At 38.8% G+C, this 1,494-nt stretch carries 1 protein-coding gene; it reads left to right on the forward strand.

Annotated elements, in window-relative coordinates:
- Nucleotides 1-77: 77 nt before the first annotated feature.
- Nucleotides 78-1,435 (forward strand): IS3 family transposase gene (locus tag SB689_RS22510; protein ID WP_410694310.1). Its coding sequence is split into 2 segments (ribosomal slippage): nucleotides 78-413 and nucleotides 416-1,435, totalling 1,356 coding nucleotides; the frame shifts between segments, so codons are not numbered across the junction.
- The last annotated feature ends 59 nt before the right edge of the window (nucleotides 1,436-1,494 follow it).

Genomic DNA, 1,494 nt, shown 5'->3' on the forward strand with positions numbered 1-1,494 from the left:
TGTAAATCGTCAGCAAAAAGTGGACATTTGATATTAGAAATTTAAGGAGTGTTTTCATAAAAAGAGTAATTTTAATTATGGCAACACCGAAAAAGAAACCGACCGAAAAATTTGTAAAAGATATTCGGCAAAACACCCGCAGAATATTTACCGCAGAGCAAAAGATTCTAATCGTGATGGAAGGTCTTCGAGCTGAGACCTCTGTAGCCGAACTTTGCAGGAACCATAACATTGCACAATCGCAGTTCTATGCTTGGAACAAGGAGTTTATGGAAGCAGGAAAGAAGCGTCTGAATGGAGATGTAGCTCGAGAGGCTACGATTGATGACGTATCAGACCTGAAGAAGGAAAACGCTCGTTTGAAAGAGATCGTAGCTGACCTAGTCGTTCGCTATGATATTGTAAAAAAAAGTTTAGACAGGCTGGATTAATCGATAAATATAGGAAATATATGAGATTATCAGCAGCCGAGAAATACGAAATCATTCAAACGGTGACCAGGAGTGAAATCGGTGTGAAGCGAACCTTGGAAAGTTTTGGAATCGCCAGAAGTAGTTTTTACAAATGGTATCAAAGCTACCTTGAATACGGCTATGATGGCTTGGAAACTACGAAAAGGACAAACACAAGACAATGGAACAGCATTCCTGAAAGACAGAAAGATTTGGTGGTAGAAATCGCTTTGGAACACACCGAATTGTCTGCAAGGGAACTAGCCTACAAAATTACCGATGAGCAAGGTGTTTTTATTTCAGAATCCAGTGTTTACCGTATTTTGAAGCAAAGAGACTTAATCCCGGCACCGAATCATTTTCTTCTTTCAGCAGCAAATGAGTTCAAAGACAAAACGGAATTTGTGCATCAAATGTGGCAGACAGATTTTACCTATTTCAAGATCATTGGCTGGGGATGGTACTATCTAAGCACGATTTTGGACGACTATAGCCGCTACATCATTCACTGGGAGCTATGCGACTCGATGAAAGCCGAAGATGTGAAACGAACGGTGGACACAGCCATTAAAAAAGCGAAATTAAAGACCAAATCTAAACCGAAACTGCTCTCAGATAACGGTTCCTGCTACGTCTCCAATGAGCTGAAAACCTATCTTAAAGATAATTTAAAGATGGAGCAGGTTCACGGAAAACCAATGCATCCCCAGACCCAAGGTAAGATTGAACGTTATCACAGAACTATGAAAAATGTAGTGAAACTAAATCATTTTTATCATCCCGAAGAGCTCATCCAGGCACTGGAAAAATTTGTGGAAAACTACAATAACAAGCGCTATCACGAGTCGATAAATAACCTAACTCCGAGGGATGTATACTTCGGAAGATCAGAACAGATTTTGGAAAAAAGAAAGCAGATAAAAGAAGAATCCATCCGTAAAAGAAGACAAATATATAACCAACAAAAATTAGTAAGTTTATAAACCGAAAATCCTCCTTAAAGATTTAAACCAAAATGTCTAAATTGGTTTGAAGACATACA

Source organism: Chryseobacterium sp. SIMBA_038, assembly GCF_046535115.1.
Lineage (GTDB): Bacteria > Bacteroidota > Bacteroidia > Flavobacteriales > Weeksellaceae > Chryseobacterium.